Source organism: Winogradskyella sp. UBA3174 (genome assembly GCF_002364335.1).
Classification (GTDB): Bacteria; Bacteroidota; Bacteroidia; order Flavobacteriales; family Flavobacteriaceae; genus Winogradskyella.
The window spans coordinates 1-827 of sequence record NZ_DEXW01000030.1 but is presented as its reverse complement, the minus strand read 5'-3'; the positions used below and the strand labels follow the sequence as shown (position 1 = coordinate 827).

At 33.9% G+C, this 827-nt stretch carries 1 protein-coding gene; it reads left to right on the top strand.

Annotated features, from left to right (window positions below):
* The first annotated feature begins 148 nt into the window (after positions 1–148).
* Positions 149–688, top strand: a complete 540-nt coding sequence (locus B2U95_RS04040; protein ID WP_296313117.1) for a cupin domain-containing protein — start codon at positions 149–151, stop codon at positions 686–688.
* The last annotated feature ends 139 nt before the right edge of the window (positions 689–827 follow it).

Here is an 827-nt window from a genome sequence, read left to right as displayed (position 1 = left end):
GAAGGTGAAATTATAGAATCCCTTTTTGACACGAATGGGACAGTGCTACCAGAAGCAGGTGCTGTGAAAGAATTTAATGGACATTTATATATTGGTGGTGATGTGCTTCCATACATCGGGAAATATAAATTAGATTAAATCTATAATTATGATAAAGAAAGGAGATACGATTGTTAATATTCGAACGGGACAAAAAATGATATTTTTAGAAACTTGGGCAGAGACGAACGGCACGCAATTAAAGATTGATTGTGTTAGTCCGGTTACCTCGGAAAGAGAAAAATCACATTTTCATCCCTATCAAGAGAACCGGTTTACTATTCTGGCGGGGAATCTTCACTTTACAATAAACGGGAAGGAACAGTTTGCTGAAGTTGGAGAAACTATTTCCATTCCTAAAAATACACCGCACTCATTTTACAACTCTGGTGATGTAGATGCGCATTATATTCAGGAGTTTTTTCCTGCACTAAAAATTGACAGTTTATTTGAAACATTCTTTGTTCTAGCAAGAGACGGTAAATTGAATAAAGGTGGTACTCCAAATATCCTTAGAACGGCACTGGTATTGCTCAATTTTGAAAAGGAAATAAGACTAGCACAGCCAAATTGGAAGCTCCAAAAAGGAGTCTTTAAGCTATTAGCACCAATCGCTAGGCTTATGGGTTACAAGGCCGTATATGAATAAAAGCGAACAAATAACAATAGCTTTAACTAAAAATATAATTTGAAACGTTTTAATATTCTTTGTGTATAAATTAAAAAACAAAGGAAACAAAATGATTAAAAAGCTACTAACTCAACTGAATAAATTTAAAAAAAATGAA

Excerpts from the sequence above, each read along its gene's own strand:
- B2U95_RS04040 (WP_296313117.1), top strand. The coding sequence starts at position 149 with ATGATAAAGAAAGGAGATACGATTGTTAATATTCGAACGGGACAAAAA.